Here is a 3565-nt window from a genome sequence, read left to right on the forward strand (position 1 = left end):
CCTATTATATAGGAAGAAATCCCTCGTTAACAAATTTAACGATTCAAAAAATTTGGCAATCATCGGCCAATTTGAGATGATTAGAGAAACATGACTACATGATAAGGAGGTTTCTTCGTTGATTGATTACTTTTCTATTTCAAATGAAGGAGTACAAAAAAGTATTCGCGAAGGTAATTGGTTATCGGTCTGCAATCCAACCGACCGTGAGAAAGAACAATTACATGAAGCTTACGAATTACCCAAAAATTTCTTTTCCCTCGGAGAAAAATATTCCCATGTCTCCTTTTTCAAGAAATATCAAACCGAAGATGAAAAACCGCATTGTCTAATGCTCTTTATCAACATTGACTCCATTGATGAACCAGAGTCACACTCCTCGGCCGTTACAGTTTTCCTAACACAGGATGTTTTGATTACCGTGAGCGAGAGCCCGTTGATTGATGAGGTTTTAGATAATTACAAATCAGAAATTTTTACTAAAGCAGGCTTGATCCTGCATACTTTGCAAATTATCAATGAACATTATCTGATTTTTTTGAAAAAACAGCGAGAAACAATTGAAGAGATCAGCCAAGGTACATCGAACGGCTCCAATAAAAATATTTTAGAAAAAACCACCCACACTGAAAAAAATTTAGTCTACATCGATAATCTCTTAAAGGAACAGCGTAAGACGATCACCCATCTTTTAGATTCTAGCTTAGTTGCTTCGGATCGAGATTTAGCGATCGAGATTGAACTGCAAACAAAGCAAGCGACAACTTCGGTCCAGATTTATCGTGAGATGTTAAGCTCCATCAGCGGCTTGATTGACAGTATGATGGACAATCGGTTGAATCAATTGATGAAATTTCTTAATACTGCCTCTCTTTTACTTGCGTTGCCGACTTTGATTTTCAGTCTATGGGGGATTAACACAGGTGGGCTGCTATGGCGCGATTCGGAGATTGGCTCGATCATGGTCGTTCTATTGGCGTTGCTTGTCTCCATCGTAAGCGGGATCTATCTATTTAAAAAAGATTACGACGCATAAAATGATTTTTCGAATTCAATCCATAAAAAAGAAGTAACGACAGCTGCCGTTACTTCTTTTTGCTGATCTATTTTAATTCATTTGCTACTGAGAAGTGACCGATAACATCAGTGATGCGGTTCAAGTCAACGTTTCCGCCGGATACGACAGCAACGACTTTTTTACCGTTCACATATTTATCCACTTTACCTGAGAGAATCGCTGCTGTAGCCAAAGCGCCAGCCCCTTCAACGACGATTTTTGTCCGTTGAATCAAATCCTTCATCGCAAGTTCGATCTCTTGTTCAGAGACAGTTACCATATCATCTACTAATTCTTCGACAACTTCAAAGGTAAGATCTCCTGGAAACTCTACCGCACAGCCATCAGCGATTGTCGCAGCTTTTTTATAGCCCACTTTATGACCAGCACGGAAAGAAGCGGTCATTCCATGAATATTGTCTGCTTGAGCACCGATAATGTTGATATTTGGATTAAATGTTTTCATTGCGACTGCAATACCAGCGATCAATCCACCACCGCCGACTGGCACGATCACAGTATCAACATCCCAGATTGAATCTAGAATTTCAAGACCGATCGTTCCTTGTCCTGCCATTACGAATTCATCATCGTAAGGTGGAATGTAGGTCACACCAGTTTCTTCAACGATCTTTTCGCAATAAGCTTTTGCATCGTCAAAACCAGCGCCGTGCAAGATTACTTTTGAACCATAGCCTTCCGTTGCTTCAACCTTTGCTTTAGGTGCAGTTTCCGGCATGACGATCGTGCTTTGGATTCCTAATAGTTTAGAAGTCAAAGCAACTCCTTGTGCGTGGTTACCAGCAGAAACAGCGATAACCCCTTTATCTTTTTCCGCTTTAGTTAAGTGAGCGATTTTGTTAAAAGCACCTCGGAATTTAAATGAACCAGTCAATTGCATATTTTCCAACTTCATGAATACTTGACCGCCAGTTTTGGCAGTTAGAAACATTGATTGGATCAATGGTGTTACACGGCCATATTGTTTTACAACATTTTTGGCTTCATGAATATCTTCAATAGATACAGGCAACTTTGTCATTGTATCAGTCATTACAGAACATCTCCTACCTCGGTATAAGTAACATCGATTGAATCTGCTAAAGCTTTAGAAACGACTTTTCCGTTGTAAACACTCAAACCTGATAATAATGATTCATCAGATTTCAAGGCATCTTCCAAACCTTTCACACTAACATCTTTAAGGAATGAGATATTTCCTTTAGCTAATGCGATCGTTGCTGTTCTTGGTGTTGCGCCTGGCATATTTGGAACCGCATAATGAATCACTCCATGTTTAGTAAATACAGGATCTGCATGGTTCGTTGGTTTGTCGATTGTTTCAACCGTACCACCTTGGTCGATCGCGATATCAACGATTACAGAACCCGGTTTCATTGATTCAACCATATATTCTTTAACTAATTTTGGTGGTTTAGCTCCTGGAATCAAGACAGTTGAAATAAATACATCAGCTTCTTTGATTTTTTCTGCTAAGTTTTCTGTATTTGAAACAAGTACATCCACGTTATGATCTTTGTAGCGATCTTGCAATTGTTTGATACGGTTTTCGTTCACTTCAAGAATAATTACGTGGCAGCCAATACCAACAGCCATATCTGCTGCGTTTTCAGCCGCATTACCGCCGCCTAAAATGACAACCGTTCCAGCTTCAACACCATCGATACCTGGAAGTAAGATTCCTTCACCGCCGTGTTGTTTTTCTAAATAATATTGTCCTAAGTTTACTGCACGGCGTCCAGCGATCGCACTCATTGGTTTCAATAATTCTAAAACACCGTTGATTGAAATATTTTCGCCTGATAAAGCCGTTACGCCAACTTCCATCATTTTTTCTACGCAGGCTTTATTGGCAGCTAAATGCAAGAAGCCCCAAATGATTTGTCCTTTTTTGAAATAATGATATTCGCTTTCCATTGGTTCTTTAACTTTCACGATCAGTTCTGCAGTCCATGCAGTATCTGTATCGACAATTTTACCGCCTGCTTCAATATATTGTTCATTAGTAAAGCCTGAACCTGCACCAGCATTATCGTCCACTAATACTTCATTTCCTGCTTCTACTAAAATCTTTACGTTTTCAGGTGTCATGCCTACACGTGCCTCACCTTGTTTTGGATCTTTAATTACGCCAATTTTCACTGTAAATCACTCCTATAGATTTATTATTGAAGTTCTTTAACTTCGGAACAAGTTTAATATATCACAATGCCTTTTATAAGCAACGATCATGCCTCAAGTGTTATTGATATCTCATTTATTTTAAAGCCATCTTCATTTAAATAAAAAAAAATACCCAATAACGCTGTTATACCAGCATTATTAGATAAGAATACTTTCATTTTAGTTTTACATCTTCTCTTAAAAAAGTTCTTTTAATAAAAAATACAGCAAACGCTGCCATAAAATTATGTGATTACTCTCATTAGTTGAAATGGATTTTCTGTTATCTTAAATGATAACAAAAAAAGCCGAGGAATTATTCCT

3 protein-coding genes are annotated in these 3565 nt (G+C 38.3%); 1 reads left to right on the top strand and 2 read right to left on the bottom strand.

The genetic code is table 11. The features are described from left to right. The first annotated feature begins 118 nt into the window (after positions 1-118). The gene (locus tag A5875_RS05435; protein ID WP_088932675.1) at positions 119-1036 is read left to right on the top strand and encodes a magnesium transporter CorA family protein; all 918 of its coding nucleotides are present in this window, start codon (positions 119-121) and stop codon (positions 1034-1036) included. Positions 1037-1103: 67 nt separating this feature from the next. On the opposite strand, the gene tdcB is transcribed toward A5875_RS05435, so the two are convergent. Together tdcB and ald are read right to left on the bottom strand one after the other, a co-directional pair. Beyond that, positions 1104-2111: a bifunctional threonine ammonia-lyase/L-serine ammonia-lyase TdcB gene (gene tdcB, locus A5875_RS05440; protein ID WP_088932676.1), complete on the bottom strand. Its 1008-nt coding sequence runs from the start codon at positions 2109-2111 to the stop codon at positions 1104-1106. Continuing rightward, complete coding sequence (gene ald / locus A5875_RS05445; protein WP_088932677.1) at positions 2111-3220, bottom strand: alanine dehydrogenase; 1110 nt, start codon at positions 3218-3220, stop codon at positions 2111-2113. The genes tdcB and ald overlap by 1 nt, the downstream gene beginning before the upstream one ends. Positions 3221-3565: the final 345 nt, after the last annotated feature.

The sequence above is a fragment of the Enterococcus sp. 3H8_DIV0648 genome (assembly GCF_002140655.1).
In the GTDB taxonomy this organism is placed as follows: Bacteria; Bacillota; Bacilli; order Lactobacillales; family Enterococcaceae; genus Enterococcus_A; species Enterococcus_A hulanensis.

Bases quoted from the DNA above. Each gene is read 5' to 3' on its own strand.
- tdcB (WP_088932676.1), bottom strand. From the start codon at position 2,111: ATGACTGATACAATGACAAAGTTGCCTGTATCTATTGAAGATATTCAT.